General features: G+C 45.8%; 28 protein-coding genes. 9 read left to right on the top strand and 19 right to left on the bottom strand.

The window, feature by feature from the left end:
- Positions 1-65: 65 nt before the first annotated feature.
- From NSS75_RS06965 to NSS75_RS06920, 10 genes are all read right to left on the bottom strand, one after another.
- Positions 66-1,334, bottom strand: coding sequence for an MFS transporter (locus NSS75_RS06965; RefSeq protein ID WP_024121040.1), 1,269 nt, complete (start codon positions 1,332-1,334; stop codon positions 66-68).
- A gap of 45 nt (positions 1,335-1,379) precedes the next feature.
- Positions 1,380-2,216: an SDR family oxidoreductase gene (locus NSS75_RS06960; RefSeq protein ID WP_095713512.1), complete on the bottom strand. Its 837-nt coding sequence runs from the start codon at positions 2,214-2,216 to the stop codon at positions 1,380-1,382.
- Positions 2,213-3,292: a mannonate dehydratase gene (gene uxuA, locus NSS75_RS06955; RefSeq protein ID WP_101860771.1), complete on the bottom strand. Its 1,080-nt coding sequence runs from the start codon at positions 3,290-3,292 to the stop codon at positions 2,213-2,215. The genes NSS75_RS06960 and uxuA overlap by 4 nt, the downstream gene beginning before the upstream one ends.
- A 23-nt stretch (positions 3,293-3,315) precedes the next feature.
- Positions 3,316-4,335, bottom strand: a complete 1,020-nt coding sequence (locus tag NSS75_RS06950) for a zinc-binding alcohol dehydrogenase family protein (RefSeq protein WP_339236714.1) — start codon at positions 4,333-4,335, stop codon at positions 3,316-3,318.
- 4 nt (positions 4,336-4,339) lie between these two features.
- Positions 4,340-5,353 carry an ureidoglycolate dehydrogenase gene (allD, locus tag NSS75_RS06945; protein ID WP_106022260.1) on the bottom strand — a complete coding sequence of 338 codons (1,014 nt, stop codon included), beginning with the start codon at positions 5,351-5,353 and terminating at the stop codon, positions 4,340-4,342.
- 105 nt (positions 5,354-5,458) lie between these two features.
- The gene (locus NSS75_RS06940; protein ID WP_095713516.1) at positions 5,459-6,838 is read right to left on the bottom strand and encodes an MFS transporter; all 1,380 of its coding nucleotides are present in this window, start codon (positions 6,836-6,838) and stop codon (positions 5,459-5,461) included.
- Positions 6,839-6,916: 78 nt separating this feature from the next.
- Positions 6,917-8,338: a glucuronate isomerase gene (gene uxaC, locus NSS75_RS06935; RefSeq protein WP_268498244.1), complete on the bottom strand. Its 1,422-nt coding sequence runs from the start codon at positions 8,336-8,338 to the stop codon at positions 6,917-6,919.
- Positions 8,339-8,538: 200 nt separating this feature from the next.
- Positions 8,539-9,717: an NAD(P)/FAD-dependent oxidoreductase gene (locus tag NSS75_RS06930; RefSeq protein ID WP_024121033.1), complete on the bottom strand. Its 1,179-nt coding sequence runs from the start codon at positions 9,715-9,717 to the stop codon at positions 8,539-8,541.
- Between the two features lie 39 nt (positions 9,718-9,756).
- A complete protein-coding gene (locus NSS75_RS06925; RefSeq protein WP_010333866.1) occupies positions 9,757-10,173 on the bottom strand; it encodes a DUF1641 domain-containing protein in 417 nt (138 codons plus the stop codon).
- 374 nt (positions 10,174-10,547) lie between these two features.
- Positions 10,548-11,057, bottom strand: coding sequence for a cupin domain-containing protein (locus NSS75_RS06920; RefSeq protein ID WP_268543478.1), 510 nt, complete (start codon positions 11,055-11,057; stop codon positions 10,548-10,550).
- 132 nt (positions 11,058-11,189) lie between these two features.
- Here NSS75_RS06920 and NSS75_RS06915 point away from each other — a divergent pair, with 132 nt between their 5' ends.
- The 3 genes from NSS75_RS06915 to fetB all read left to right on the top strand — a co-directional run bounded on the left by NSS75_RS06915 (position 11,190) and on the right by fetB (position 13,787).
- Entirely contained in the window at positions 11,190-12,161 is a 972-nt protein-coding gene (locus NSS75_RS06915; RefSeq protein ID WP_216394666.1) for a multidrug resistance efflux transporter family protein, read from the top strand.
- A 121-nt stretch (positions 12,162-12,282) separates the two neighbouring features.
- Positions 12,283-13,035, top strand: a complete 753-nt coding sequence (locus NSS75_RS06910) for an ATP-binding cassette domain-containing protein (protein ID WP_216394667.1) — start codon at positions 12,283-12,285, stop codon at positions 13,033-13,035.
- Positions 13,035-13,787: an iron export ABC transporter permease subunit FetB gene (fetB, locus tag NSS75_RS06905; protein WP_216394668.1), complete on the top strand. Its 753-nt coding sequence runs from the start codon at positions 13,035-13,037 to the stop codon at positions 13,785-13,787. The genes NSS75_RS06910 and fetB overlap by 1 nt, the downstream gene beginning before the upstream one ends.
- A 75-nt stretch (positions 13,788-13,862) precedes the next feature.
- Here fetB and NSS75_RS06900 read toward each other — a convergent pair whose 3' ends face one another.
- Positions 13,863-14,681, bottom strand: coding sequence for a uroporphyrinogen-III synthase (locus NSS75_RS06900; protein WP_339236703.1), 819 nt, complete (start codon positions 14,679-14,681; stop codon positions 13,863-13,865).
- A gap of 178 nt (positions 14,682-14,859) precedes the next feature.
- On the opposite strand from NSS75_RS06900, the gene NSS75_RS06895 reads away from it, so the two are divergent.
- On the top strand, positions 14,860-15,045 hold the full coding sequence (locus NSS75_RS06895) for a hypothetical protein (RefSeq protein WP_024121027.1): 186 nt from the start codon (positions 14,860-14,862) through the stop codon (positions 15,043-15,045).
- A gap of 67 nt (positions 15,046-15,112) precedes the next feature.
- Here the strand turns inward: NSS75_RS06895 and NSS75_RS06890 are convergent, their stop codons facing one another.
- From NSS75_RS06890 to NSS75_RS06880, 3 genes are all read right to left on the bottom strand, one after another.
- Positions 15,113-15,652: an AAA family ATPase gene (locus NSS75_RS06890; RefSeq protein WP_339236699.1), complete on the bottom strand. Its 540-nt coding sequence runs from the start codon at positions 15,650-15,652 to the stop codon at positions 15,113-15,115.
- 63 nt (positions 15,653-15,715) lie between these two features.
- The gene (locus NSS75_RS06885) at positions 15,716-16,894 is read right to left on the bottom strand and encodes a macrolide family glycosyltransferase (RefSeq protein ID WP_103671537.1); all 1,179 of its coding nucleotides are present in this window, start codon (positions 16,892-16,894) and stop codon (positions 15,716-15,718) included.
- 23 nt (positions 16,895-16,917) lie between these two features.
- Positions 16,918-18,108 (bottom strand): cytochrome P450, encoded by a 1,191-nt coding sequence (locus tag NSS75_RS06880; RefSeq protein WP_339236695.1) that lies wholly within the window; start codon positions 18,106-18,108, stop codon positions 16,918-16,920.
- A gap of 389 nt (positions 18,109-18,497) precedes the next feature.
- On the opposite strand from NSS75_RS06880, the gene NSS75_RS06875 reads away from it, so the two are divergent.
- A complete protein-coding gene (locus NSS75_RS06875; protein WP_024121023.1) occupies positions 18,498-18,776 on the top strand; it encodes a hypothetical protein in 279 nt (92 codons plus the stop codon).
- 31 nt (positions 18,777-18,807) lie between these two features.
- On the opposite strand, the gene NSS75_RS06870 is transcribed toward NSS75_RS06875, so the two are convergent.
- The 4 genes from NSS75_RS06870 to fdhF all read right to left on the bottom strand — a co-directional run bounded on the left by NSS75_RS06870 (position 18,808) and on the right by fdhF (position 23,905).
- Positions 18,808-19,425, bottom strand: a complete 618-nt coding sequence (locus NSS75_RS06870; protein WP_024121022.1) for an NUDIX hydrolase — start codon at positions 19,423-19,425, stop codon at positions 18,808-18,810.
- A gap of 92 nt (positions 19,426-19,517) precedes the next feature.
- On the bottom strand, positions 19,518-20,105 hold the full coding sequence (locus NSS75_RS06865; RefSeq protein WP_095713524.1) for a DUF4352 domain-containing protein: 588 nt from the start codon (positions 20,103-20,105) through the stop codon (positions 19,518-19,520).
- 289 nt (positions 20,106-20,394) lie between these two features.
- Entirely contained in the window at positions 20,395-20,955 is a 561-nt protein-coding gene (locus tag NSS75_RS06860) for a DUF1641 domain-containing protein (RefSeq protein ID WP_106020477.1), read from the bottom strand.
- Positions 20,948-23,905 carry a formate dehydrogenase subunit alpha gene (fdhF, locus tag NSS75_RS06855; RefSeq protein ID WP_268498258.1) on the bottom strand — a complete coding sequence of 986 codons (2,958 nt, stop codon included), beginning with the start codon at positions 23,903-23,905 and terminating at the stop codon, positions 20,948-20,950. The genes NSS75_RS06860 and fdhF overlap by 8 nt, the downstream gene beginning before the upstream one ends.
- Positions 23,906-24,051: 146 nt before the next feature.
- On the opposite strand from fdhF, the gene NSS75_RS06850 reads away from it, so the two are divergent.
- Both NSS75_RS06850 and NSS75_RS06845 read left to right on the top strand, forming a co-directional pair.
- Positions 24,052-24,618, top strand: a complete 567-nt coding sequence (locus tag NSS75_RS06850; RefSeq protein ID WP_095713527.1) for a YjgB family protein — start codon at positions 24,052-24,054, stop codon at positions 24,616-24,618.
- A gap of 99 nt (positions 24,619-24,717) precedes the next feature.
- Positions 24,718-25,110 carry a DUF2809 domain-containing protein gene (locus NSS75_RS06845; RefSeq protein WP_268498261.1) on the top strand — a complete coding sequence of 131 codons (393 nt, stop codon included), beginning with the start codon at positions 24,718-24,720 and terminating at the stop codon, positions 25,108-25,110.
- A 14-nt stretch (positions 25,111-25,124) separates the two neighbouring features.
- On the opposite strand, the gene NSS75_RS06840 is transcribed toward NSS75_RS06845, so the two are convergent.
- The gene (locus NSS75_RS06840) at positions 25,125-26,024 is read right to left on the bottom strand and encodes a DUF2268 domain-containing protein (protein WP_106020480.1); all 900 of its coding nucleotides are present in this window, start codon (positions 26,022-26,024) and stop codon (positions 25,125-25,127) included.
- A 125-nt stretch (positions 26,025-26,149) separates the two neighbouring features.
- Here NSS75_RS06840 and NSS75_RS06835 point away from each other — a divergent pair, with 125 nt between their 5' ends.
- Both NSS75_RS06835 and NSS75_RS06830 read left to right on the top strand, forming a co-directional pair.
- Positions 26,150-26,317, top strand: coding sequence for a YjfB family protein (locus NSS75_RS06835; RefSeq protein WP_326374514.1), 168 nt, complete (start codon positions 26,150-26,152; stop codon positions 26,315-26,317).
- A 126-nt stretch (positions 26,318-26,443) separates the two neighbouring features.
- Entirely contained in the window at positions 26,444-26,917 is a 474-nt protein-coding gene (locus NSS75_RS06830; RefSeq protein WP_339236682.1) for a YjfA family protein, read from the top strand.
- Positions 26,918-26,948: the final 31 nt, after the last annotated feature.

Genomic DNA, 26,948 nt, shown 5'->3' with positions numbered 1-26,948 from the left:
CGGCTGCGATTCGTTATTACATATTGTATCATCAAACACACCGCCTCTCCCACCATATTTCCAGATTAATAAGAAACCGTATCATCAGCATGCGTTCCTGCTGCGCTGCCGATGATCGGCCGCACAAAACGGATGACAGCCAGTGAAGCGAAGACGGCCAGCCCTCCGGCAAGTAAAAATGCGCCAGAAAAAGTACCCGTCCGGTCAACAATAAAGCCGGTTAAAGCGGGACCGATGATGCCTGCGGTGTTGGCGAGAAAATGCATGAATCCGCCAACAGAACCGACATTCTTTTGGTCGACTACATCCTGAATAACAGCCCAGTAGATCGCGCCCGTCAAATATAAAAAGAAGACAGACAGAGCCACGAGCGTAACAGCGCTTACAGTTGTGGTGACAAGCCCAGCTAAACCAATCAATACCGCGGAAGAAAACAAACACGTGACGAGCACGACTTTACGCGAAAACAGCACGCCTTTCCGGACTGTTTTTTTGTATACATAGTCCGAAACAAATCCCCCGGCTGCCAGGCCGATAAATCCTAAAATCCACGGAATGACTGTGATGACACTCATTGACCCAACACTTAATCCCCGCTCCTCGACAAGATAGCTCGGAAACCACGTCAAAAAGAAGAAGAGGATGTAGTTGTAAGCGAAAAAAGCAAACGCCGTGAACAAGACTGTTTTTTGTTTCAGATAAAAGGTCAGCGGAATTTTCTCCTCAGGAGCGGCTTCAACTTTCATCGCAGGTGCATTGCCCATTGGCTCAGCCGGCTTTTCTTTTACGAATTTTAACCAGAGAAAAGCCCAAATCAATCCGATGATCATGATGAGAACGAAGGAAACCTTCCAGCTGAATGCAACGGCGATCATGCCGACAATTGGTCCGGAAATGGCTCCGCCAAGGGGCGTTCCGCTATTTGTGACTCCGACAACAGACGCCCGCTGAGTCGGCGGAAACCAGTTATTGACCATTTTATTGATGGTCGCCGAAAGCGGCCCTTCCCCCATTCCAAACAAAATTCGTATGATCAGCAGGCTGACAAAGCCAAAAGCCAATGCAACTGCTCCGCTGAACAGCGACCAAACGACCATGGCCACAAATAAGGTCAATTTTGCTCCATAGCGGTCGGATGCCACACCGCCAAGAAAATTGAAAACGGCATATCCAATCGAAAAACTGCTGAAAATCAAGCCCATTTGTGTAGCGGACAGTGTGAGATCATCCTGAATGAATGGAGCTGCAATGGACAATGCCGAACGGTCCAGATAGTTAATCACACCAGCCAGGAACAAAAAAAGGATGACTGGAAGCTTATCTTTAGAAAACATCTCAACCTCACCCCTATGTTGGTTCAGTATCTGTATCTGCTTTCGTCACACTCCTGAATAAGCCATAAAACCTCCATCGACAGGAACGGTGATGCCGGTGACAAAGCCTGAATAGGAATCATCCGCCAGCCAAAGAAGCGTGCCGAGCAAGTCCTCCGGTTTTCCAAATCGCTTCATCGGTGTTCCCGCAATAATTTTTTTAGAGCGGTCTGTAAAGCTTCCATCCTTATTGATCAGCAGATCGTGATTTTGTTTTGTCAGAAAAAAGCCTGGTGCGATTGCGTTAACCCTCAGTCCGGTTTCCGCAAAATGCACAGCCAGCCACATTGTAAAATTATTGATTGATGCTTTGGCCGCACTGTACGCCGGAACCTTCGTCATAGGTGAATAAGCGCTCATTGATGAGATATTCACAATGGCTGGTGAGTCTGCCTTCAGCAGTTCCTTTCCAAATACTTGGGTAGCCAGAAATGCCCCAGTGAAGTTGGTTGAAAAAACAGTTGAAAATCCGTTTTCATCCATGTCAAAGAATGATTGCCCTTCTCCTTCTGCTTCATATGTCTCCACATCAGTAATCGCAGCGGGATGATTTCCTCCTGCTCCATTGATTAAGAGATGAACAGCGCCAAATCGGTCAAGGATATCAGTCTTCGCCTTCTCTAGCGACGTCCTGTCCAGCACATCAGCAGAAACGGAACATGCCGTGCCGCCAGCTTTCGTAATTTCCCTCACAACCTCTTGTCCTGTTTCAGCTGACCGGTTCAGTATCGCCACCTTCATGCCATGGCGGGCAAGCTCCCGGGCCATGGCCGAGCAGAGCACACCGCTGCCCCCTGTGATAACAGCAACTTTACCTGCCAGTCGATGATGAAGAGGAATCATAATTCCACCTCTTTTTTCGCCATTGATTCGTACGCGTCCCACAGTCCGTTCAAATACATGATGCCTAAAGCGCGATCGTATAAGCCGTAGCCCGGACGGCATTGCTCTCCAAAAATATGGCGACCGTGATCCGGCCTGACATATCCGTTGTAATCCTGCTTGTGCAGTTCTGCCATGACCCCTTGAATATTAATCGAACCGTCCTTTGTCAGATGAGACGTTTCAATAAAATCCCCATTTTCAAAAATCTTCACATTGCGGATGTGTGAAAATGGAGCAAGCCCGGCATATGTTTTAGCAATTTCCACCATGTCATTGGCGGGATTGGCCCCCATGGAACCGGTACATAAGGTGATGCAGTTAGAAGGTGAGTCTGATATGGCCCGCAGCTTCTCATAGCTTGCCTCTCCTGTGATAATACGCGGCAATCCGAAAATCGGCCAAGGCGGGTCATCCGGATGAATGGCCATTTGAATGCCATGCGCTTCAGCAACCGGCAGAATTTCCTTCAAAAAAAATGATAAATTGTTCCACAGCTGTTCTTCATCGACCGTCCTGTAGGCCTTAAACAGTTCTTTGATCCGAGCCATTTTTTCAGGCTCCCACCCTGGGAGTGTCAGGTCAGACGCTTCTTCCACCGTCCGGATCAGCTCTTGAGGCTCCAGGCTCTCCACTTTGGCTTTTTCAAAAAACAGAGCGGTTGAGCCGTCTTCCAGCGGACGGAACATGTCGGTGCGTGTCCAGTCGAAAATCGGCATAAAATTGTAGCAAATCACTTTCACGCCAAAAGCAGACAGATTGCGGATGGTCTGCTTATAATTTTCAATGTACCGGCCGCGTTCTTCGCTGCCCAGTTTAATCGCTTCATGAACGTTCACGCTTTCGACAACCTCCGCATGAAAACCATGGGATTGTATATATTCCGTCTCGGCTTTGATTTCCTCTATTTCCCACACTTCCCCGGCAGGTTTGTGATGGAGAGCCCAGACAATGCCTTTCACCCCGGGAATTTGTTTCACGTGTTCAAGTGTGACTGTATCGTTGCCTCGTCCATACCATCGAAATGTAATATTCATCCTACACCTCCGGATTGAGCCTTTTAATCAAATGTGATCACTGCCTTCCGCACCTGATCTGGATGCTCCTTGATAAATTGAAACGCGTGATGGACATCTTCAACTGAAAACGTATGGGTGACGAGCCCGTTATGCGCTAACCGGCCTTCATTCAGCAGCTTTACAACTTTCGGAAACTGATTTGTCTGGAGTCTTGAGCCGGTAATCGTGACTTCTTTTTTTGTAATGGGGAGCTGAGAAATTTGTGACGCTCTCTCATCAAATCCAAGCACCACCACACGCCCTGCCGGAGAAACAACATCAACGGAAAGCTCAAAAGTCGCTGGGAGACAGACAGCATCAATGACTACATTGGCTCCTTCATTGCCCGTCCATTCCCGAACCCGCTCAGCCGCATGTTCTGTTTGAACATTCACAACAGCGTCGGCACCGTTTTCTGTAGCAAATGTCAGCCGCTCATTATTTAAGTCGGTTATCATGACGGAAGCACCCGCTAGCTTTGCCATTTTTAACACACAGATGCCGATAGGCCCCGCCCCCTGAATCAGAACGCGATCACCCTTTTCCACCTGTCCCCGCCAAACAGCCTGGGCACCTATTGTATAAGGCTCGGCCATAACTGCCTCCTCCCAAGGCAGCTCTTTTGAAACCGCGTGAAGCTGCTTTTCAGGAAGCACAACATATTCCCGCATCCCGCCGTCTTCATGAACGCCAAACACAGAAAGCTTCGCACAAACATTTGGCCGGCCTTTACGGCAGGCATAACAGTTTCCGCAATAAGAAATCGGTTCAATCACAACATGGTCTCCGGCTTTCAGGCCTTTAACATTCGCACCAACCTCCTCCACTTCTCCCGTTACCTCGTGTCCGATTACTCTCGGAAGGGTCGCAAGCGGATTCGTGCCATGATAAATATGCATATCAGAACCGCAAATTCCGACTCGTTTTACTTTGACGAGCACCTCATCAGCCTTTGAAAGAACAGGCTTTTCCATGTCTGCTGTCACCAAATCATACGCTTTTCGCACTTGAACCGCTTTCATTTTCTCACCTGCTTTTTAAAAATTCATACACGCTCCGAGCAATTGAAATTCCGTGTTTCCTGTTTCTTTCCTCATGCAGCTGCTCCAATTCGCCAGGCACATACACTCGCTCGACTCCTCTAGCCGAAGGTGATTGCTGCAGTTCATCAAGCATGGCGTCCATCTGCTCTAAAAACGTATCTTGTCCGGTAAAATAGGACGGATGGATCGCGCAAACATAATGTCCAAGCTTCCTATTTTGATCAAGATCGCCATACATTTTAGCGATATGCGGACCAAAAGCCGCCCCAGCCAGCAAACCTGAAAACACATCCACCACAACAGATAGCCCGTAGCCTTTAGGACCCCCGAACGTTGAAAGTGAGACGACCTTGTGAGGGTCTGTTACCGTCTCTCCGTTTTCATCGACTCCCCATCCTTCTGGTATTTCTCTGCCCTCTTCACGCGCCTGCAGAATCTTTCCAAATGCCACTTTTGACGTCGCCATATCTAGGATAAACGGTTTTTTATGCTTTGCCGGCACACCGTAAGCAATTGGATTCGTGCCTAAAAAAGGAGACCTCCCGCCAAACGGGACTACAATACTGTCAGTATGAGACATAGCGATTCCGATCAGTTTTTCCTCAGCCGCTTTTTGCACAAAATAACTTAACGCTCCGCAATGGCTGCTGTTTGTCGCGGTGACCATGCCAACACCATTTTTCTTTGCCATTTCAATGGCATGAGCCATCGCCTTATCGGCAATCACATGGCCGAACCCGTCATCACCGTCCAGCACTCCTGTCACCGGCCCCGTTTCTTTAAAAATGGGACACGCTTTTGGATTGATGCCTCCAGCCCTCAGCCTGTTCACATAATGTTCTGTTCGCAAAACACCATGAGAATTCACATTGCGTAAATCAGCATGTATGAGCACGTCTGCTACTTTTTCGGCATCTCGTTCATTCAAATTGGCGCCGATCAGCTTTTGCTGAACCAGTTCCTTCGCTTCTTCAGCGGAAATCGTTACCGTATTCAATTCAATAAAGAGCCTCCTTTCTTTCAGTTTCATCACTTAGCGAAAACCCTTACAAATTATTATTACTTGCGAACTATTCAAAATATTCTTTATATGATTGTTTGATCAGTTTCTATGCTGAAGCTCTTCGACAATCTGTGCATGTTGCTGATCTGTCAGTTTATAAAGAAAACCGATAATGACCATAGCTAATGCCAAAGCAATGGCGGGATACAGAAGAAGAAGCGCTTTAATGCCGAGCAGCGCCTGTGCCGTCTGGGCTACGTTCGGCATATATCCGACAAGCCCCAATCCGATCCCGGAGAGAAAACCAGACAATGACTGAGCAAGCTTTCGCGAGAAGTTAAAGAGGGAATATGTCGTTGCTTCTTTCCGCTCACCGGATTTCCACTCGCCGTAGTCAATGATATCTGAGACAAGCGCCCACGTAATGCCATTGGGAATACTGATCCCAATAAACGCGATGCTTGCAAGGATGGTAAACACATATACATTTGAAGGAAGCATAAAGTTGATCAGATCCGCGGCAACACTGATGCCGAAACCGATCATTGCGGTTTGTTTCTTTCCAAACATCTTGACGAGCTTTGGCAGAAACACGACGCCCAAAAAGGAAGATCCAATAATGATAAAGTTCATATAAGCCATCAGTTCGACATTGCCTAGGTTATATTGTGCGAAGTATACGAGCATTGCGGATTTAATGTTGTATGCGGAAATCGAAAAAATGGTCATCAGGACAAGGGTTAACAGCGGTTTGTTCGTTATAAACGTTTTGACGACAGATGAAAATGTTAATTTCTCTTTTGGCGCTTCCGCAATAACAATACGTTCCTTGCAGTTGCGATAGCAAATATAAAACCAAAGCACACCGAGAACAGCAAACAATCCCATGACCACCGGATAGCCTACCTTCGGGTTATCAAACTTGACGAGCAGCGGCATGACGGCCACGCTCGTGATAAACAAAGCCCCGAGTGAACCGATTTGGCGAAAAGTAGAGATAGAAGTCCGGTCTTCAGTATTTTGAGTCATCGCCGCTCCCAATGAACCGTACGGAATGTTTACAAATGAATAGCCCACGCCCCACAGTATATAGGATGCATACGCATAAATCAGCTTGCCTGTCGTTGATACATTCGGGGACAGAAAAATAAGAACAGTAAGCACCGCAAGAACAATGCTGCCGATTAATAAATAAGGCCTGAATTTCCCCCGCCTGCCGATGTTTTTGCGATAATCAATTGATGAGCCGACAATGGGGTCTGTTACAGCCGCAAAGAGCTTGCTGACTAAAAAAATACTTCCCGCCATTGCGGCCGGAATTCCCGCCACATCAGTAAAATACTTTAATAAATAGATTTGGCCTAAATCAAACATAAAACCGTTCCCAAAATCACCAAAACCATAGGAAATTTTCTCCTTCAGCGAAAGCCTCTTCTCCGTTTCAATCGACACAACCTTATTTTCCAGTTCTGCTCGCATCTTCCACCTCTGTGTCTTAAGAATTTTCGATGAGATGTCCGCTCAGTATGACGCTGGCTATTCTGAGCGGAACTTATTTTATACGTTTGCCTTTTCTTCTTGAAATTGAAAATATTGTTTCGCATTGTGATAGCAAATGCCTTGTACGATACCGCCAAGAAGCTCCATATCTTTCGGCACTTCACCGTTTTCAGCCCATTCGCCGATCAGATTGCAGACAATCCGTCTGAAGTATTCATGGCGTGTATACGACAAAAAGCTTCTGGAATCAGTCAGCATGCCGATAAAACGGCTGAAAAGCCCGACATTTGACAACGCTTTCATTTGATCAAGCATCCCATCCTTGGAATCGTTAAACCACCATGCTGTGCCAAATTGTATTTTCCCAGGCGTGATGCCGTCTTGAAAGCTATTTATCATGCTGGCAATGACATAGTTATCATTTGGGTTGAGCGAATATAAAATCGTTTTCGGCAGCTGGTTTTTCATTTCGACTGAATTCAGCAGCCTGTACAAAGGCTTCGCAATTTCTTCGTCATTCATAGAATCATAGCCTGTATCCGGCCCCAATTTCTTCATCATTTTCGTATTCGTATTTCTGAGTGCATTGATATGAAACTGCATCGCCCAGTCAAGCTCAGCATACAATCCGCAAAGAAATTGAAGCGTATATGTCTTGAATTTCTTCTCGTCTTCGTAAGAAACCTGTTCCCCGTTTAATCTTGAGGTAAAAATGAGGCCCGCTTCCTCTTTGTCCGTTTCGGCAAACACCATTGAATCAATCGCATGATCAGATACTCTGCCTCCGACTGAATGGAAGAAACGCACTCGTTCTTCAAGAGCCTTCAAAAACTCATCATAGGTTGTAATCGAAAGTGACGCAGCCTTTTCAAGCGCCTGCACCCAATCCGGGAAGCCTTCGCGATTGATTTCCAGCCCTTTATCCGGCCGAAATCCCGGCAGCACACTGACAGGAAAATCTTTGTCCTCTTTTAATAATAGGTGGTACTCGAGGGAATCGACAGGGTCATCGGTTGTGCATACTACTTTTACATTTGATTTCACAATGAAATCCCTTGCCCCGAAGCCTTCTCCTTGCAGCAGTTCATTCGTCCGTTTCCAAATATTTGGCGCCGATTGCTCATTTAATATCTCATAAATCCCAAAAAATCGCTGCAGCTCTAAATGGGTCCAATTGTAGAGCGGATTGCCAATCGCCATCGGTACTGTTCTCGCCCATGCCATGAACTTCTCCTCATCAGCTGCATCGCCTGTAATGTATGTTTCTTCAATTCCATTGGCTCTCATGATGCGCCATTTGTAATGGTCTCCATACAGCCAGGCTTCTGTCATGTTTTGAAATCTCTTATTTTCATAGATTTCTTTCGGACTCAAATGGCAGTGATAATCAATAATCGGCATGTCTTTCGCATAATGGTGATAGAGGTTGACAGCGGTTTCATTTTTCAGCAAAAAGTTTTCTCCCATAAAGGGTTCCATGTCCTCACCGTCTTTCATTCTATTTCAAAATGTTAACGTTAACATTTTGATTTGTTTTTATTTTACCTTTATATTCCTCTGGGATCAATCTCTTTTTAAAATTTAAATGTTAACGTTAGCAAATAAGCGCAAAAAAGACATTGCCGTAAAGCTGCCTGAAAAGACCTCTTTTTGGCAATGTCCGATTTTACAAGAAAGGATTAGTAAGCCAGGCTGAATAGTCCTTTAATGTGTGTTAAGTAGCGTACGTTACTTGCTTCTTTCATCAAGGAAGCAGGAAGACCTTTAAGCGGTGTAGAATTAGCACCAATGATGGCTACCGCATCTTTGCGTCCAAGGCTTGCAAGTGTACCAGAGTTTACTGGCTGGAATGTTTCAAGTGTTTTTCCTTCTAAGTAAGCGAATAGGTTGTAACCGATCAGCTCACCCATTTGCCATGCGATTTGTGCAGTTGGCGGGTATGGACGGCCGTCTGCCGCAAAGTAAACTGCGCTGTCACCGGCAACAAATACATCTTCATGAGATGTAGATTGAAGGAAATCGTTAACTGTCGCACGGCCGCGGTTCACTTCAAGACCTGATTCGCCGACTAAAGGATTTCCTTGTACGCCGCCAGTCCAAACAAATGTGTTGGCAACAACTTTTGATCCGTCTTTCAGATCAATCACGTTTCCTTCTACATTTGTAACAGGAAGGCCTGTTAAGAACTCAACGCCGCGTTTTTCAAGGCTTTTAGTCGCGCGTTCGATAAGATCATCCGGAAGAACAGGAAGGATTTTCGGACCTGCTTCAACCAATTTCAATTTGATTTCTTTGTGGTCTACGCCGTATTTTTTCGCAAGGTTCGGCATGATGTCAGCAAGCTCACCGACAAGCTCAACGCCTGTTAAGCCGCCTCCGCCGATAAGGATTGTTGCATCCGCTTCGTTTTTCGTTTTAGAGTACTCGCGCACACGGTCTTCAACGTGGTTGAAAACTTTGTTAGCATCAGCAGCAGATTTAAGAACCATGCTGTTTTCTTCAAGTCCTGGGATGCCGAAGTAAGCAGTGACAGAACCAAGGCCTACTACTAGCGCATCATAAGTTAATGCAGAACCGTCAGCAAGCGCAACCTCTTTTTTATCAACAGAGAAAGAGCTGACTTCCGCAATTTTAAGATCAATGTCTTTGCCTTTGAAAAGTTTTTCTAACGGCATTGCAACCGCTTTTTCAGACACGTTGCCTGCTGCAAGACGGTGTAATTCCGTAATGATTTGGTGAGTTGGGTATTTGTTTACCACTGTCACGCGTGCTTGTTCTTTTGTGTAATGTTTGCGAACTGTTAAAGCAGAAAGAACACCGCCATAACCAGCGCCTAAAATGACAATATGTTTTGACATCGTATATCCTCCGTCCTTTATATCAATTTGAATCTGAGATTATTTTTGTTTTTCGTTCATGATTTCAAGGTAGCTGTTAGCAAAACGGAACAGCTTTTGAGCTTGAGGATCTTTCAGCATGCGCAACAGGCCGAAAAGTCCAATCGTTTCGTTGCTAGCATCCGCGCGGTCTTTCGCTTCGATTGCAGTCGCAGCCACTTCTTTTGCTGTTTCTTTTACAGGCTCAAGAATTTCAGTGATTGCACCGACTGTATCGCTTTTCAATACTTCGTCAGTCGCAACAGACTGAGCGAAATCGTAAGACTTCGTTAAAATATTCACTAACTCAGTCAGCTTTGGAAGCTGGTCAACTAAAACAGTCAGTGATTCTTGAACTTCTGGCTTTAACAGCTGATCAATAAGATCTTGCTGGCTTTGGCTGACAGACGCATTTGTTTGATCGATTGTTTCTGGCATATCCAATTCTCCTTTACTATAAGCAGTATGCTGATTTTTTGGAAAGGGTAGTGCCTCTCCCTGATCTCATGTTTGAAAGCATGAGAAGAAGGATTGTGAATTCGTGCACAATCATTCGCAAAAATAAATGTTTACTACCCAGTTTTTCATCTTGCCATATTCAGTATTATTTTTATCTCAAAAATAAACCATTGAATAAGTCAAAATCCTTTACTCTCTCTGAAAATAGCAAACATAAAAAACTCCAATTTGATTACCTTCTATATGATAACACTTTTTGAACAAAATTTGAACGTGAATTGCTTCGATTATGAAATTAATTTATATGGTGCCCGTGTCATAACATTTCTTCAGCACTAGTTATTGACAATCCATCAATTTTCTCCCCTACGCGTTACCCATATGTCTAATAGAGGTTCTCTTTTTCCTGTAACTGGATCCAATGCCGGAAGTACTGCTTGCTCTATATTCTCTAGCGCTGCCGCTCTTTCATCCGGCTTTCCCGTCTTCATATCATACCGAGAACCGTCTGGATAAGCGCCGATCACGGTAAAATCGGGGCTCGCGCTTAGCTTTTTATGGCCGACACCGGCTGGGATGACCGCTGCGTCGCCTGTTTTGATAGGAACAGCAGCTCCTTTTTCTCCCCCAAATTGAATAACAGCCTCCCCTCGGACTGCGATTAGGACTTCATGCGTGTTGCTGTGATAATGATGGTACGGAAAAACACTGCCCGACCAGCTGTTTAGCCAGCCATGCCGATTGACGATCCGCTCTGCCTGTTCAGCACGTCCCATAAAAACATTTTTATAGATAACGAGCGGAAAATGAGGGTGATTTGGAACCCTGCCGTCATCCTGAAAAAAGTACGTTTCTGTTTCCATCATTTTCACCTCCCTATTTCTGTCTTCCACATATATTGATCCGTAAAACATCATTATTTTCTCACAATTCCGTTGATCTGTATCATCCCGGGTAGTATAGTATAAAAAAATAATGCCAGAATGAGGGATTTGATGAAAGCGATCATAATCGGAATATTGGCTTCTCTCTTTTTCGCCGTTACCTTTATTTTAAACAGGGCGATGGAATTATCCGGAGGCAGCTGGCTTTGGAGCGCCTCGTTACGCTTTATTTTTATGGTTCCGTTTTTATGTCTGATTGTCATAATGAAAGGGAAGTTCGTTCCTCTTTTACAAGAGATGCGGAAAAAGCCGTTTTTTTGGATAAAGTGGAGCTTTGTCGGCTTTGTTCTTTTTTATGCGCCGATCACGTTTGCCGCCGCATTCGGGCCGGGCTGGCTCGTAGCCGGAACATGGCAAATTACCATTGTAGCCGGTGTGCTGCTGTCTCCATTTTTCTATGAGAAAAAAGACACGCCTGGAGGCACTTTGCTCGTTCGGCAAAAGATTCCCCTTGTTTCGCTGGGCACTTCCGTCGTCATTCTGATTGGGGCAGCGCTGATTCAGCTCCAGCATGCAGAATCGCTTTCCGGAAAAATGCTGCTCTTCAGCGTGCTGCCGGTTGTCATTGCGGCTTTCGCCTATCCGTTGGGAAACCGGAGAATGCTTGAGCAATACGGAGGCAGGCTTGATACGTTCCAGCGTGTGCTGGGAATGACCCTTGCAAGCCTTCCATTCTGGCTTGTATTGGCAGCTTACGGCTGGTGGTCAGATGGCCTCCCGACCGCGGGACAAACCGTTCAATCCTTTATCGTTGCCGTCAGCTCAGGCATCATTGCGACCGTTTTATTTTTCTGGGCAACGGATATGGTAAGAGATAATCCGCAAAAGCTTGCTGCTGTTGAAGCAACACAATCCGGGGAAGTGATATTCGCTTTGCTTGGTGAAATAATCCTGCTGTCAGGTGTTTTCCCTTCCATTTTATCGTTTGCCGGATTAATGATCATTATTGCCGGAATGGTGTTACATACCTTCGCTTCCCAACAAAAAACCAAAGAGAAAACTCAGTCAAATCTGACTGCTTAGCAGCTTCTGGAGAATGGGCGAAAGCCCGTTCTCCTTTCTTTTTAACGCCTTCCAAAAGAGACCTGTTTCACGTTATATTTATGTATAGTCTAAGCCCACTTAACTGAAAGGTGATATTTTAATGGAAGCAAACAATCAAAAAGACGATATACCAGCGATCTCATTCACATCTGTGCGAAAAAGCTATGAACAAGAGGGACAAACCTATGATGTATTAAAGGATGTCACCGGAGACATTAAACAGGGTGCAATCGTGGCCGTTTTGGGCCCTTCCGGTTCAGGAAAAAGCACACTGCTGTCAATGTGTAATTTGATGAAAACACCGGATCACGGTGAAGTGAAGATTTACGGAAAGGAAGTCAGAGACTGGAATGTGAATGAACTGAGGCGGACGGCCTCCCTTGCCTTTCAATCCGCTCCCGTCCTTGACGGAACGGTACGTGACAATCTGAATCTGGTACAAAAGCTCCACCAAACCCAGCTTTACTCTCCTGAAGAGCTCGCTTCACTGACAGGCCTGTCTCCAGAGCTGTTAGACAGAAGCGCCAAGGATTTATCAGGCGGACAGCGGCAAAGGCTTTCACTTGCCAGAACACTCGCAAACCCTTCCTCCATCCTATTATTGGACGAAATTACATCTGCCCTGGACCCTGTTTCTGCTCTGGAGATTGAAGAGCTGATCAAAAGGCAGCAGCAAGAGAAAAAACTGACGGTGATGTGGGTGACCCATAACATGGAACAGGCGAAACGAGTAGCCGATACCATTTGGTTTATGGCTGATGGCCGGCTGTTGGAAATCGCGGAGACAGACACATTTTTCTCGCATCCTCAGCATGAAGCAGCCCGTGAATTTTTGAAGGGAGGCACACGGTAATGGATTACCTTTCTCTCTCATTCACCATGATCTTTGTGCTGATTGCCTTGTTTTTATCAAAATCCTTTAAAGCCGGCGTTGAAAAAGATATGATGATTGCAACGATCCGGGCGGCGGTACAGCTGCTTGTGATCGGTTATGTGCTGTCGCTGATATTTCATGGGGATCACCCTGTGTTTATCCTGCTGATGGTGCTGTTAATGCTGGCGGTGGCGGCGCAAAACGTCGTCAAACGAAAGAAAATGAAAATCGGTTCTTTTTGGAGGGTGTTTGTGGCGTTAGCGATTGTAGAAATCGTCACCCAAGGCATTCTTCTGGCACTTCACATCATCCCGCTTACCGCACGGTATGTCATCCCCATCAGCGGAATGGTCATCGGAAATTCAATGGTGCTCGCGAGCCTGTTTTTAAACCGGCTCAGCTCCGAGGTCGGGGTGCGCAAGGAAGAGATTCAATTGATTTTGTCGCTTGGCGGCGCACCAAAACAATCCATACAGCATATCCTGACTTCCGCCATGAAAATGAGTATGATCCCAACGCTCGAAAGCCAGAAAACATTAGGGCTCGTCCAGCTTCCCGGCATGATGACCGGCCAGATCTTAGCTGGCGCCGATCCGATTCAGGCGGTTCGCTTTCAGCTTTTGATTGTTTTTACAACGATGGCGTCAGCCGCGCTGACTTGTGTCATACTCAGCGTGCTGACATACCCGTCATTATTTACCGCGCATCAGCAGCTGAAGCAAAATGGTTAACATTATGACAGCGATTTCGGGATTTGCAGATCACATAAAAGCCGCTTCTCAACAGAAAAGCGGCTTTTGTGCTGGTTATTCCCCAGCCATTTCTTCATAATACCGTGAAAGTTCAATAATCATCGCGCCCATCCGCTCAATCTCCGGAGCAAGCAGCCTTGTGATGCCTTCTTCCCGCAGCGCTTCAGCAGTCACTTTTCCGACAGCCGCTGCGATGGCACGCTCTTCGAATACAGCCTTCACTTCATTGATAAAGCCGCGCTCCTTGGCAAATTGAAACAGAGAACGAACCTGAATCGCCGTGGTAAAACAAACAGCATCCAATTCACCATTCAGCAGTTCCCGGCATAACTGTTCTACCGTTTCCTCCTCTGGCGGGATATGCTGATAAGGGAGAATCGGCAAAACTGAAGCTCCTTTTTCCTCCAAAAATGCTATGAGGGCAGGTGCATTTTCTCCGTGAAGCTGCACCATTACTTTTTTTCCTGAAAAGTCGTAAGGCTCCAAGGACCGGATCAATCCGCTGGTTGTCCCATCTTCATCAGAAGCCTCTGCGGTGATTCCAAGCTTTTTTAACGCAGACAATGTTTTGTACCCTCGGCACGCCGCTTTAGCCTGGCGAATCGCCAGCAGAAACTCGTCCTTTACTCCGATTTTCTCTGCCATCTTCACAAGCGTCTCCGTACCGATGCCTGTCGTAAAGATCACCCAGTCGGCTTTTTCTTCCGCAAATTTGCGCAGCTCCGGCTCCACCTGCTCCTCTGCCAAGTACACTGTTCCTTGGAGAGGCCGGACGACAGAAATTCCGCCCTGTTTTTCAATGATTGTGCTGATTTCTTCCGTTTTCCGAGAACCGCCGATCGCAACGCGTTTTCCATGTAAACCTTTACCCATATCCGTTCCTCTCCTCTTTGCCAGCTTAGGCTTTATATGTATATAACCTTTAATAAAGCTATTGTGTCGCAAACCAAGGGAGAAATCAAGATGAACCAAATGTCTCTCATTACCCGTTGAATACACCGGATGCATGCTGTAATATAAACAACAGACACGCTTTAACGGAGGATCGACCATGGAAACAAAAGAAGAATACGAAACAAAAGGCTACGACACATCGGTTATTTATGAATTCAACGAATATCCCGACGTCCATAGCGGACGCTGTGATAATTGTAACTATACGCTTTTTAAAAGCTCCGTAAAAGGCGGAAAGTTTTTGAGAGAATGCCGGAGATGCGGGATGAAAAAGAATATTTAATAGATGGTGTTCGCGGGTCAGGGGTTAGCCTCTGCACCCGAGAACAAGCTGGAGAAAGCGGGATTCATTATTTTATTTTCGCTGCAGTCTCCAGCCCTTTGTATATCATTCCCACCGTCTCTTCCGGCGTCATCTCTGACGAATCCAGCCACAGGCCAAGACGCGGTGTTTCTGACTGCAAGACGGCATCGAGCGATTCAATGCTGATATCTCCATATCCTTTTTTCTTGCGTGCTGATTCTCTTGCGGCTATTATGTCAGCTCGGGGTGCCAACACGATCACATACAATGGACGATAACTGATCAACTTCACCATTTCTTCTAACATAGGTCCGATGATCACATCCTGCACCACCGTATGAAACCCCGCTTCAGCATACATATCCGATACGTTAGCCGCCAGCCGGTAGCGAAGACGCAACTGTTCCAGCGCCTCAGCTGAAGGAGTGTCTGACATTTGCATTTCGCCGTTTACAATCATTTTTCTAAATACATCTCCCCTGACATGAACGCTCTTGTCTAAACGCTCAGAAAGAAGCTGGGCAACTGTGGACTTTCCCGCTGCCGTCACCCCTGTAATCAGATAGACGGCGTTTTCTTTACACATTGCATCCCATCCTTTTTAAAAGAAGAAAAACCGAAATCTCAGCAGATTTCGGGTGCAAATATGTTATTGCGGAACGACAGACTTTTTTATGAAGGCTTCAATTTCCGCGGCTGCCTTCTCCGCTCCGCCTGCTTCTTTTACGTCTTTCTGCATGTCTTTTACGCGGCTGAGCATTTCTTTATCTCCGGATACGTCCTGAACTGCCTTCTGCAAACGGGAGACGCTGACCTCTTCTTTCGGCAAATAGACGCCGAGGCCTAATTCATCAACACGCCGGGCAGTGAGCTCCTGCTCATACATTTGCGGAATCACAACAAGCGGTACCCCCGCATTCATTGCCTCCATCGTACTGTTCATTCCCCCGTGAGAAACAAACAGATCGGCTTTCGCTAAGATATCCAACTGCGGAACGCGCTGGCGTACTGTAAAGTTGTCAGGAATGTCACCTAGACTGTCAGGTTCAATTGATATCCCTGTTGACATCACAACATGCCAGTCGGAATTCCGAAATGCATCTATACACATACGATAAAATTCCGGCCATGCGTTAAAAGCGGTTCCCAATGAAATCAGCATGAGCGGACGATTGCCTGTTTCCGGCAGCAGGCTCTCTTGTTCACCTCGTTTTCCAAGTGAAGGGCCGACAAAGCAGAATCGCTCATCAAAGGTTTCGTTTTTAATCTGAAAAGACTTCGGCATAAAGACAATATTTAACGCTTCCGGTATAGCCAAGTGTTCAAATGAGACAGCCGGTAAGTTTTCTTTCTCAAGGTAAACCTGGAAATCGGCCTCCGCTTGTTTGAGTTGCTTGAGCATCTCTTCACTTCCAAGCTGGAAGGATTCATTTTGCGCATAGGAAGAACAGAGCCTGACGGCCGGCACATTCAGCTTATCAGCAAACAATTTTCCCGCAAATGCGATAAAATCATAAACGATAAGATCAGGCTGGTCATTTTGATATAATTCTTCAAGCTGAGGCAAGATTTCGAGCGATTCTTTTAAAATGCTAATCGGTGTTTCATTTTTCTCTATCATTTCCTTAATGCGTTCCGGTTCCACGTTAATCGTAGTTTGATATAAAAGCGGGCTTGCCCCGGCTTGCTTCACCGCAGGCGCGAATTCCTCAGTCGTCGCATAAGTGACACGGTGCCCTTTTTCACAAAGCTTCTCCACTAACGCAAGAGTGGGATTCACATGTCCGTATGCCGGGATATTAATAATTGAGATATGATGCTGTCTCATCATTTCAGCCTCCAATTTTCATATTATATGTTGACGTGAAAACTCTTTAGTCCGTAAATCACGCTATTTTCAATCGGGGTGATACTGACCGGCTCCATATGAGAAAACGTTTGAGTCAATGCCGTTAACGCGATGGCTGCTTCAAGCCGTGCAAGCGGAGCCCCAAGACAAAAATGAATGCCGTGGCCAAACGCAATATGCGGATTGGGATGACGGTGAATATCAAACATGTGCGCCCTGTCAAACTTCACTTCATCACGATTTGCAGACGCCACAAACGCTAACACCATGTCGCCTTCTTTCATCTGATGGCCACCAATCTCCGTATCCCTCTTGGCAATTCGCCGCAAAACAGGTGCAGGCGCCCTGAAACGCAGAGCTTCTTCCACCGCCTGAGGCATCAGCTCTGGATGCCGCCGCAATTCGTCATAAACGCCCGGCGTGTCTAAAATGCTGTACATCGCGTTTGAAATCAAGTTCGTTGTCGTTTCGTTTCCCGCCACCAGCAGCAATGTACAAAACGGAATCAGCTCTTCTCCGGAAAGCTTCTCACCGGTTTCTTCCGCTTTAATTAAAATGGAGATGATGTCCTGTTCCGGTTTCTTCCGTTTTTCTTCTATGATGCCGGCAAAAAACGCCGCTAGCTCTTCCTCGCACTTGTTCCGCTCTTTCAGAAAGGCTTTCTCCGCTTCCTCACTTCCATCTCTTGGTGTGCTCACCAAAATATCAGACCATGTCTTAAACGCATCCATATGCTCTGAAGGAACGCCTAAAAGCTCAGATATCACAATGACAGGAAGCGGATATGAGAAATCCTGAACCAAATCAAACTCGCTTCGTCCATGAAAACGATGTATCAGATCATCTGCGATGTCTTGAATTCTTGGTTCCCACTGCTTCATGACACGCGGTGTAAACGCTCTATTGACAACAGAACGGATTTGCGTGTGTCTTGGCGGGTCCATATTAATGATCGAATTCCCGATAGAACTTGTCTGCTCCGGCATATAACTGGAGAAAAGCTCTTTATCCCCAATCACTTTTTTGACATCATCATACAGAAAAACACTCCATACTTGATTGTCTTCATCATAGGTAACAGGAGCTTCCTTTCTCATCGATTCGTACCACGGAAACGGATGATAAGCATCCTGTTTATTTTTTCCGTTCATCAGTGCACGCTGCAAAGCTTGTCGCCGATTTAACACATTCATGCGTTTCCCCTCCCCATGAAAGAAAAGATTCAGCAATTGACGAACTTCACCACCTCCTGCTATCGAAAAAGAGAGGGACATCCATTTTGTCGACTGAAACAGCAGGCAGGTCTTCAAGATGCCGGTGCAGGCATCATATAATCCCCCTCGAATGTTGTTCATCTTACCATAATCTTTCAATTTTTTTCTATTACGCACACCCAATTTGGTTCACAACGTGACCTTAGGCATGCTCATCGATTTTAGAAACGCAATCAATAGCTTATGAAAATCTCACACGTCGCCCTCATCCGCAACGTAAGCACTACTCTAAAAGATGACTTTTCCATTATGTAAAGCATGCTGAAGATATGATTAAATAGAAAGTAAAATGGTGAAGGAGAGAACAAATGACAGCACAGATCAACCGTAAAAAACTAGTTGTCGGCATCGTACTTTCACTTGCATTTGTATTGTTTGTGTTCTCTTTTTCTGAGAGACATTCAAAACCGCTCGTTGAGGGAAAAAAACAGGAAAACTGGCATACTGTCGTCGACAAAGCCTCTGTCGATATATATGGAAGCCGTTTAGTGGAAGAAAGCAAACTAAAACAAAAGCTCGGCCATAAACAAGCCGATTCGGTACTAACCCTTTTGAAGCTAGCCAGCGAAAAACATATTGCCCTGTAAAAACAAAAAAGAGCCTCCGGCTCTTTTTTGTTTAATCCAATACAGTTTTTTTATCCGGATGACGCTGAAAGTCAAAAAGCATACTGAGCTGTGACTGTGTGTTTCGTTTTGGAGAAAGCGGAGGGAGCTTGTCTTCCGGAAAAAAAGCGGCATGGTTCGTCTCAATTCCGGTTTTCTGCTGCCCGCCCGTTATGCTGCATTCAATGAAGATCTTATAGTAATGATAAGGCTGAGGGGGGTGAGGATGCTTATGGCTGTCCAGCACGGCCAGTAATCGAGAAGGCACTGTATCGTAACCCGACTCTTCTTTGATTTCCTTGATCACATTTTCAGCGGGTGATAAACCAATTTCACAAAACCCGCCTGGGAGTGACCACAGCTCGTCATGCTTCTCCCGGACAAGCAATATGCGATTCTCTCGAAATACCGCGCCGCGAACATCCGCCTTCGGTGTCGGATAGCCTTTCTCGCCTTTCCATAAATCAGTGATGACTTCAATGTCCTTCTCCGAGTAATCCGCCATCATCTCTGCGCTGAGCTTCATCAGCTCTTCGTACCTTTCCCTGTCATACACATCCTTGGAAAAAGCAAGCCCCGCCTGTGCGATCGCCTGAATCCGCTGGGCCCGTTCCAGCCATTTGGTTTGCATAATTGATCACCTCACTACCATTTTATACTATCAATCTCTTTTAAATTAAAAAAGCATGCTCCGATTTTCCGGTGACATGCTCAAAAGATACCTTAATTCAGTTTTACGAAATATGTAATATCCTCTGTTTCAAAATTTAAAAATGATGGACTATATGACAGATTAAGGTTTTTTTCTCCTTTTGGAATCACGAAACTGACTGTGCCTGTTACCTTTTTACCCGAGGCTAACTTTCCTGATTTAAGGCTTGTTTTCAGGTCAGCAGTAGATACTATGTTTGCTCTGATTGATTGATCTTTGCCATCTTTCAATTCAAAACCGCCACTCGTATAATTGAAAGACTTGTCGCTTGTATTTTCGATCGTTACCTCAGCTATTAAAAATTCTTCATTATTATTTATTGTTTTTTCTTTCTCGCCAATTTTTGTCTTATACTCGCCTTGTTCTGCCGTTGTATATACTTTATTGACCGAGAAATTTGTGCTGGAAGCTTTAAAAGTTTCGCCTACTTTATACACCTTTTCATCCGTTTTGGTTTCTTTTTCCTCTGTTTTCTTTTCCGTTGCTGTTGCTTCTTTCTTTTCTGTCTTTTGCTCAGCTGACGCATCACTGGACTGGCTGCACGCAGAAAGCGCAAATCCAATCGTTAGCACAAACAAAATGAATAATGCTTTTTTCATTGCCGTTCCTCCATCTAAAGTAATCATTTTCTATTATAATCACGCTTTTCCTTTTCTTAACAGGGAATAAAGTAACAAATTACTCTATCAAATCCATTCATAGTATTGGTCAGCTAATGACATAGATATTTATCCTTTACTGGAAAAAATACTGGACAGGCCGGTGATGGCATATCATTTTCCAAAACAAAAGCTTCTTTGTCTTGTTTCTAATTCGGATATTTCCTCATAGTTCTAAAGACTCATATCAACAAAAACCCGAGCTGGCATTAGCCGGCTCGGGCGGGTGTCAATCTCGCTTATCCATTCCCCTTTTCTTTCGGGGTTCCTGATGATGCTTTTGATGTTCCGGAGGCTGAGTTGTGCGTTCCAGCTCCTTTGTATCTTGTCCCATTCCTTTTAAAAAGGAGAACAGCAGCGTAACCGCTTTGTTGATTTCCGGGTCTTTAAGCGAACGGATGATATCAAAATAACCTGTTTTCTCTTCGCTGTTCTTCTGTTCTACCGCGTTCGCCACACCGGCATTCACTTTCAAAATGAGCGGCTCCAGCTGTTTGACATCCAGCATGCCGAGTGTTCCAAACAGGAGAAGCAGGTTTTTAAGCATATTGGCCGTTTCCTCTGTATCTGCCTTTTTCACTAGGATGTCAAGGACTTTATCACCTTGGCCAAAAAGACCGCGGAGCAAAGGCAGCACGCCCCGTTCGTTCATGTGCCCAAGCATTTGCAGCGTCTCCAGAATGGCTTCTTTGTTGTCGACTAAGGCATCTTCGATTTCTTCCAAATCACGTTTGCGCTGATCTTCTTCGGTCACCTGTACTTTCTGAATGCGTTTAATCGCTTTAGCCATTGTGCCCAATCCCCCTTTTCACAGCATCGCCAGGGAAGATGTAATCCTTCCGCGCCCATTTCTTATGAACCAGCACACCGATTTGCGGCTGCGGATTTCCGTTGCGGTGATTGATTTTAGGCAGCGGATTGATTCCATCCTGCTTCAATATTTCCATCTTTGCTGATGTTTCTTTGTACGCAGGCGTGTCGGTATCCTTGTCCGCGTGGCTGCCTGTTAACAGGTTGATCGCCGCTTCCCCAGAATCGTTCATTGGCAAATACACTTCCTTCCCTTTGACACGATCAGTGATCAGGCATTTCACCTTCACATTTCCAAAAGGCGACGTGAGTCTGACAAGGGTCCCGTTCTGGATTCCCCGTTCTGCCGCAAGCTCTGGAGAAATTTCTAAAAATACATGCGGCGTTTTTTCAGAAATGCCTTTTGATTTATACGTCAGGTTTCCTTCATGGAAATGCTCCAAGAGTCTGCCGTTATTTACATGGATATCATATTCCTCACCGAACTCCTCAGGCTCTGTCCATTGAACCGGATAAAGAATCGCTTTGCCGTCCGGAAAAGGAAAGCGTTCTGTAAAGAGTAAAGGTGAATCCTTCCCATCAGCACTTACAGGCCATTGCAGGGAGTTGTAGCCCTCAAGACGTTCATAGGTTACTCCTGCATAAATTGGTGACAGCATTGCAGCTTCTTCCATAATATCGGAAGGATGCTCATAATTCCAATTGGCCCCAAGCTTATTCGCTACCTCCATAATAATCTGCCAGTCCGGCTTTGATTCACCCATAGGTTCAAATACCTGGTATAAACGCTGAATACGGCGTTCAGTGTTTGTAAAGGTTCCTTCTTTTTCAAGGCTCGGGCTCGCAGGAAGAACAACATCTGCAAATTCTGCCGTCCGAGATAGGAAAATGTCCTGCACAACAAAGAAATCAAGTTTTTCATATGCGGCGTGTACATGATTGATATTAGAATCGACAAGGCCCATTTCTTCCCCTTTTACATACATCGCTTTCAGCTGGCCGGAATGGATTTTTTCAATCATTTCATGGTTGGTCATGCCCGGCTCCTTCGGCAGCTGCACACCCCAGGCTTGTTCGTATTTCTTGCGGACTTGTTCATCCTTCACTTTTTCATAGCCCGGCAGGCTGTCTGGCATGCTTCCGAAGTCACTTGCTCCCTGCACGTTGTTATGGCCGCGTAATGGATAAGAACCCGCACCCGGTTTTCCGTAGTTTCCTGTAACAAGCAGCAAATTTGAAATCGCAGTGCTTGTATCGCTGCCTCCAATGTGCTGTGTCACGCCCATGGCCCACAACGCGCATACACTGTCAGCCTCATGAATCATTTCAGCCATTTGAATCAGGGTTTGTTTATCAATTCCGGTTTTCTCCTCTGCATATTCAAGTGTGTACGGCGCAAGGCTTTTCACGTATTTATCCCGGCCGTTGACCCTTTCCTGCAAAAAGCGTTCATCGGCCTTACCGTTTTCAATCAGATATTTGGCGATGGCATTCAGCCAGACGATATCTGATCCGGCACGCGGCTGAACAAATAGATCAGAACGCTCAGCCATTTCGTGTTTTCTGATATCTGCCACGATAACCTTCTGCCCTCTCAGCTTGTGAGCCCGTTTAATGCGGGTAGACAATACCGGATGCGACTCTGATGTGTTCGAACCGATAATTAAAACAAGATCTGCCTGGGCGATATCTGTAATCGATCCTGAGTCACCGCCGTATCCGACTGTCCGGAACAGGCCGGCAGTAGCCGGAGACTGGCAATAGCGCGAGCAGTTATCCACATTATTTGTGCCGATAACCCCTCTGGCCAGCTTTTGCATCAGGTAGGATTCTTCATTCGTACATTTAGACGACGTGATAAAAGCAAGTGAGTCAGGGCCACATTCTTCTTTCAATTCAGTGAACTTGCTTGCGATCAGTGTTAAGGCTTCCTCCCACTCTGCTTCCCGGAAATGGTCGCCTTCGCGGATGAGCGGTTTTGTCAGACGCTCCTCACTGTTTACAAAATCCCAGCCGAACTTGCCTTTTACACAAGTGGAAATGCCATTGGCAGGCGCCTCCTCCTGCGGCTCCACTTTCAGAATATCTCTGCCCTTAGTCCAAACATCAAAACTGCAGCCGACACCGCAATAGGTGCAGACGGTTTTGGTTTTTTTGATTCGTTCATCACGCATGGCAGATTCCATGTCAGAAATGGCGAGAATCGAGCCGTATCCTGTCTCTACGCCTTTCGTAATCTCGATCATCGGGCGCAGTGATTCGTTATTGATGCCTGTTAAATATCCGGCTTCCCCTTCCATTCCTTTTTCCATCATCGCGTTGCACGGACATACGGTTGAGCAATGGCCGCACGACACACATGACGACTCGTTAATCGGCACGTCATGATCCCAAATGACGCGCGGGCGTTCCCGCTCCCAGTCAATCGTCAGTGTTTCTGTCACCTGTACGTCTTGGCATGCTTCGACACAGCGGCCGCACAAAATACATTGATCAGGATCATACCGGTAAAACGGATGGGATTCATCCTTATGATAAGGCTTTTGATCAAACGGGATGCTTTGGTGATTGATTTTCATTTCTTTCACCGTATTATGTATTTCGCATCCTCCATTGTTGTAATCGCAAACTGTACAGTAAAGCTCATGATTATATAAGATTTTATCCATCCCGATGACCTGTGCCTTTTTCACGTCAGACGCAAGCGTATCAATGACATCGCCATCCTTTATTTCAGCAGAGCACGATCTCTTCAGCTCACCATTGATGCTGACAATACACGTATCACATGTTTCAATCGGCCCAAGGCTCGGATGATAGCATACTTGCGGCACTTCGATTGAACTGTTATTCAAAAGCTGCAGCACCGTCTGGTCTCCGGCTGTCTCCATCTCAACGCCGTTTATGGTTACTTTTTTTGTGTCCGCCATCTCCATTCCCCTTTCTTGCGTTTATATACCGAATTACCCATTTCAGTTCCCTTGCATGTGCTGATTAAAACATACAGAGCGCATACAAATGTTTTAATGCACGAACATCGGGAAACGTCATGATAGACAAAAAGGGAGGGATAACCATGAAGAAAACCATTTCCGCATTAACAGCGGCGGCAGCACTGTCAGGCACTGTTTTTGGCTTCGGTACGGCAATTCCGGCAAAAGCTGCCGCTCAGGCAAATCCGCCTGCTGAAGAAACAACCTCATCATCCGCTGAGCTTGTAAAAAATCTTTATAACACCGCTTTTACAGGTGAAATGCCGCAGCAGGTACAAGGTCTTACGATTAACAAAAGCACAAAAGGGGATGTCCATGCCAAGATGGGAGAGCCGGAAAGACCGGCTGGAGGAAACAATATGTTTGATCTATACAGCTGGAATATGGGAAATCCCGGCTACGGCTTTTCCTATAACAAAGACATGACCATTTCAGAAATCCGTTACTTTGGAACCGGAGTAGAACGCCGTCTGAATCTTGGAGGGGTTACACCGGATGTGCTGAGCGATCAAATTGGCCCCGCCGACCGAATTTTAACCGTCCCATTCACGGATGAAATCGACTATATCTATGATACAGGCCCTTATGAGCTCCATTTCGTCATTGGAAAAGACCAGACAGCCGACCATGTCAATCTAAGAGCAAGATAAAAGCACTTGCGGCTCCAGCCGCTTTTTTTATGGACAAAGTGAGGATGGATTCCTTACAATACATAGGAGGAAAAATGCGGGAAGAGGTATCAATCATTAATGAGAAGGAACCGGTTCATATATGCGGCCTTTACAATCCTCATCATTGGGTTGGGACTGGGGTCAAGAGCGTTCTCCAGTTTTCTCCCGGATATCGTCAATGCCTATCTCGGAGATGCACTGTGGGCCGCAATGATTTTTACGGGCTGCGGCTTTCTGTTTCAGACGATGAAAACCATCACAACAGGCATTATCAGCCTTTTATTTTGCGTTATTATTGAATGCAGCCAGCTGTACCATGCTGAGTGGATCGATCGGATCAGGGACACTTCGCTCGGCGGCCTCGTGCTGGGGTACGGATTTTTATGGAGCGATATCATAGCTTATACGATGGGAATTGTCACCTGCACACTCATAGAGCTGATCCATCAAAACATCAAAAAGCGCCGCTGACGTGACGCTTTTTCTTATGTCGAGAACAGCCCGCACTGAGACAGAATCGTCTCTGTATCCAAGAGTGTGGCCTCCTTTATATCGACCCGGTGTTTATTCATAAAAGACTGAACAGCGTGATATCCAACCGCATATCCGGCAAAAGCAGATAATCCCGCCGGCTCAAAGCCTTGCGCTTTCGCTATTTGATCTCCAAACATGTAACGGCTCACCTCCGAAAAGCCTTTTACATCAATCACCTCTTTTATGACTTCAATGGAATATTGCAAATCGTCCCGATCAAAGCGAGTAACCCAAGGGCCTAATTGTTCTTCGCCAAAGAGCTCCCGCGCAAATGACTCAGCCAGCCCTTCAATGACAAGATAATCCCCGACTGACACAGAACCTCGGTGAAAATCAAAATACGAAAACCGCAGATTATGGTGAAATTCATGGGCAATCATCGATGAAATCCTAAGAAGGTTATAGCTGTTCGGATACATCCAAACGTGAATAAAGCCTGGAATTCCCCCAAACCCGCAATACCCTTTTTGCAGCTTCAGCTTGCTTGGATCAGCAATGTAAAGCCCGAACCTCATTTCTTCCGCATTTACTCGCAGCTTTTCACGCTCGGCAAAATGTATACACTGCTGCAGCGCAGATTCAGCAGTCTCGGCAATATGCAATTGCTGCAGTTTTCTTAATGCTTTCTGTCCGGTTTCAGCATTACACACATCCAAATAACCAAGCATCTTTACAGCCATGATCACATCATATCCATTTGGTGTCTTCGCTTTTAGGGGAACCTGTATGGCGCTCCACATTTTTTCAAACGGTCCCATCATCGTATACCGAAACTCGTCCTCTCTTTCGTGTTCTTCCATCGAAAACAGCTTTTCATATTGCTGAAAGGTCTGTTCTATTACGATATTCATCCTAATCCCTCCTCACGAAAAATATACGGTATGCCGCAGCGTAAAGGTCAACAGAAAAAATTAAGCCTTTCTGCCCTATAAAATCAAAGCCGGCCGCCGATAGGTAAGGCATAGGAGGTGTAGCAATGGATATTCCTGCATTATCAGTTGCCGTGCATCAAGCAAATCTGGCGCAAAATGTTAATATCGCTTTAACGAAAAAGATGCTGGACACTGCCCAGCAAAATGCTGACCAAACCCTTAAGCTGATTCAGCATCCGACACTCGGACAAAAAATTGACCTGAAAGCTTAGCTCCACACCCAGGCGGCCAAGAACTCCATCCTCCCGGCCGCCTTTATCTTTCACAAAAAAGCATGCATGTTTTGGCCTTTCCTCCGTATGATTTATTGTTTGTCATTTTAAGGAGGTCAGGAAGAGATGAAAAGAATGGTTAAAAAGGTGTCTTTGGTGTTGTTCGCATTCGTATTTATTTTTGCCATCAAGGGAGCACCCGCTCATGCGGAAACACATGCCTACGATGGAAAAAGCCCTTATTACAATGATTGTACGTCCAGCGCCGCCACAAAAAAATCTTCTAACTTAGTGAACGCAAACAATCAAGTCATCGGAGTCGTCGAGCTCAAGTTCAGCAGTACATGCAAAACGGCATGGGCAAAAATAACGATGAACAACACCTTGACAACAGGCTATGAAGCAAACGCGGAAATAACCCGGAACACAGACAAAAAGAGATATAACTGTGACTCTGCAGGCGGCAATGGCAAAGCGGTGGCAGGCCAAAAATCTTGTTATACGCCTATGGTCTATGACTTAGACCCGAGAACCTCCTACGCTTTCGGTAAATATTCAGGCCCCAACCTGAATGTATGGGCAACCACAGGCTCTTATTAAACAGAAAAAAGGCTGTCCAACGGGCATTTCC

The organism is Bacillus sp. FSL K6-1012, assembly GCF_037964915.1.
In the GTDB taxonomy this organism is placed as follows: domain Bacteria; phylum Bacillota; class Bacilli; order Bacillales; family Bacillaceae; genus Bacillus; species Bacillus halotolerans.
This window is presented reverse-complemented; position numbering and strand designations above follow the sequence as displayed.

Excerpts from the sequence above, each read along its gene's own strand:
- NSS75_RS06880 (WP_339236695.1), bottom strand. The coding sequence starts at position 18,108 with ATGAATGTGTTAAATCGGCGACAAGCTTTGCAGCGTGCACTGATGAAC.
- NSS75_RS06915 (WP_216394666.1), top strand. The coding sequence starts at position 11,190 with ATGAAAGCGATCATAATCGGAATATTGGCTTCTCTCTTTTTCGCCGTT.
- NSS75_RS06920 (WP_268543478.1), bottom strand. The coding sequence starts at position 11,057 with ATGGAAACAGAAACGTACTTTTTTCAGGATGACGGCAGGGTTCCAAAT.
- NSS75_RS06875 (WP_024121023.1), top strand. The coding sequence starts at position 18,498 with ATGACAGCACAGATCAACCGTAAAAAACTAGTTGTCGGCATCGTACTT.
- NSS75_RS06910 (WP_216394667.1), top strand. The coding sequence starts at position 12,283 with ATGGAAGCAAACAATCAAAAAGACGATATACCAGCGATCTCATTCACA.
- NSS75_RS06840 (WP_106020480.1), bottom strand. The coding sequence starts at position 26,024 with ATGAATATCGTAATAGAACAGACCTTTCAGCAATATGAAAAGCTGTTT.
- NSS75_RS06865 (WP_095713524.1), bottom strand. The coding sequence starts at position 20,105 with ATGAAAAAAGCATTATTCATTTTGTTTGTGCTAACGATTGGATTTGCG.
- NSS75_RS06900 (WP_339236703.1), bottom strand. The coding sequence starts at position 14,681 with ATGGGTAAAGGTTTACATGGAAAACGCGTTGCGATCGGCGGTTCTCGG.
- NSS75_RS06895 (WP_024121027.1), top strand. The coding sequence starts at position 14,860 with ATGGAAACAAAAGAAGAATACGAAACAAAAGGCTACGACACATCGGTT.
- NSS75_RS06860 (WP_106020477.1), bottom strand. The coding sequence starts at position 20,955 with ATGGCTAAAGCGATTAAACGCATTCAGAAAGTACAGGTGACCGAAGAA.
- fetB (WP_216394668.1), top strand. The coding sequence starts at position 13,035 with ATGGATTACCTTTCTCTCTCATTCACCATGATCTTTGTGCTGATTGCC.
- NSS75_RS06965 (WP_024121040.1), bottom strand. The coding sequence starts at position 1,334 with ATGTTTTCTAAAGATAAGCTTCCAGTCATCCTTTTTTTGTTCCTGGCT.
- NSS75_RS06960 (WP_095713512.1), bottom strand. The coding sequence starts at position 2,216 with ATGATTCCTCTTCATCATCGACTGGCAGGTAAAGTTGCTGTTATCACA.
- NSS75_RS06950 (WP_339236714.1), bottom strand. The coding sequence starts at position 4,335 with ATGAAAGCGGTTCAAGTGCGAAAAGCGTATGATTTGGTGACAGCAGAC.
- NSS75_RS06835 (WP_326374514.1), top strand. The coding sequence starts at position 26,150 with ATGGATATTCCTGCATTATCAGTTGCCGTGCATCAAGCAAATCTGGCG.
- NSS75_RS06940 (WP_095713516.1), bottom strand. The coding sequence starts at position 6,838 with ATGCGAGCAGAACTGGAAAATAAGGTTGTGTCGATTGAAACGGAGAAG.
- NSS75_RS06870 (WP_024121022.1), bottom strand. The coding sequence starts at position 19,425 with ATGCAAACCAAATGGCTGGAACGGGCCCAGCGGATTCAGGCGATCGCA.
- uxuA (WP_101860771.1), bottom strand. The coding sequence starts at position 3,292 with ATGAATATTACATTTCGATGGTATGGACGAGGCAACGATACAGTCACA.
- NSS75_RS06885 (WP_103671537.1), bottom strand. The coding sequence starts at position 16,894 with ATGAGACAGCATCATATCTCAATTATTAATATCCCGGCATACGGACAT.
- NSS75_RS06845 (WP_268498261.1), top strand. The coding sequence starts at position 24,718 with ATGAGAAGGAACCGGTTCATATATGCGGCCTTTACAATCCTCATCATT.
- NSS75_RS06850 (WP_095713527.1), top strand. The coding sequence starts at position 24,052 with ATGAAGAAAACCATTTCCGCATTAACAGCGGCGGCAGCACTGTCAGGC.
- NSS75_RS06925 (WP_010333866.1), bottom strand. The coding sequence starts at position 10,173 with ATGCCAGAAACAATCGATCAAACAAATGCGTCTGTCAGCCAAAGCCAG.
- NSS75_RS06830 (WP_339236682.1), top strand. The coding sequence starts at position 26,444 with ATGAAAAGAATGGTTAAAAAGGTGTCTTTGGTGTTGTTCGCATTCGTA.
- NSS75_RS06930 (WP_024121033.1), bottom strand. The coding sequence starts at position 9,717 with ATGTCAAAACATATTGTCATTTTAGGCGCTGGTTATGGCGGTGTTCTT.
- fdhF (WP_268498258.1), bottom strand. The coding sequence starts at position 23,905 with ATGGCGGACACAAAAAAAGTAACCATAAACGGCGTTGAGATGGAGACA.
- uxaC (WP_268498244.1), bottom strand. The coding sequence starts at position 8,338 with ATGGAACCCTTTATGGGAGAAAACTTTTTGCTGAAAAATGAAACCGCT.
- NSS75_RS06890 (WP_339236699.1), bottom strand. The coding sequence starts at position 15,652 with ATGTGTAAAGAAAACGCCGTCTATCTGATTACAGGGGTGACGGCAGCG.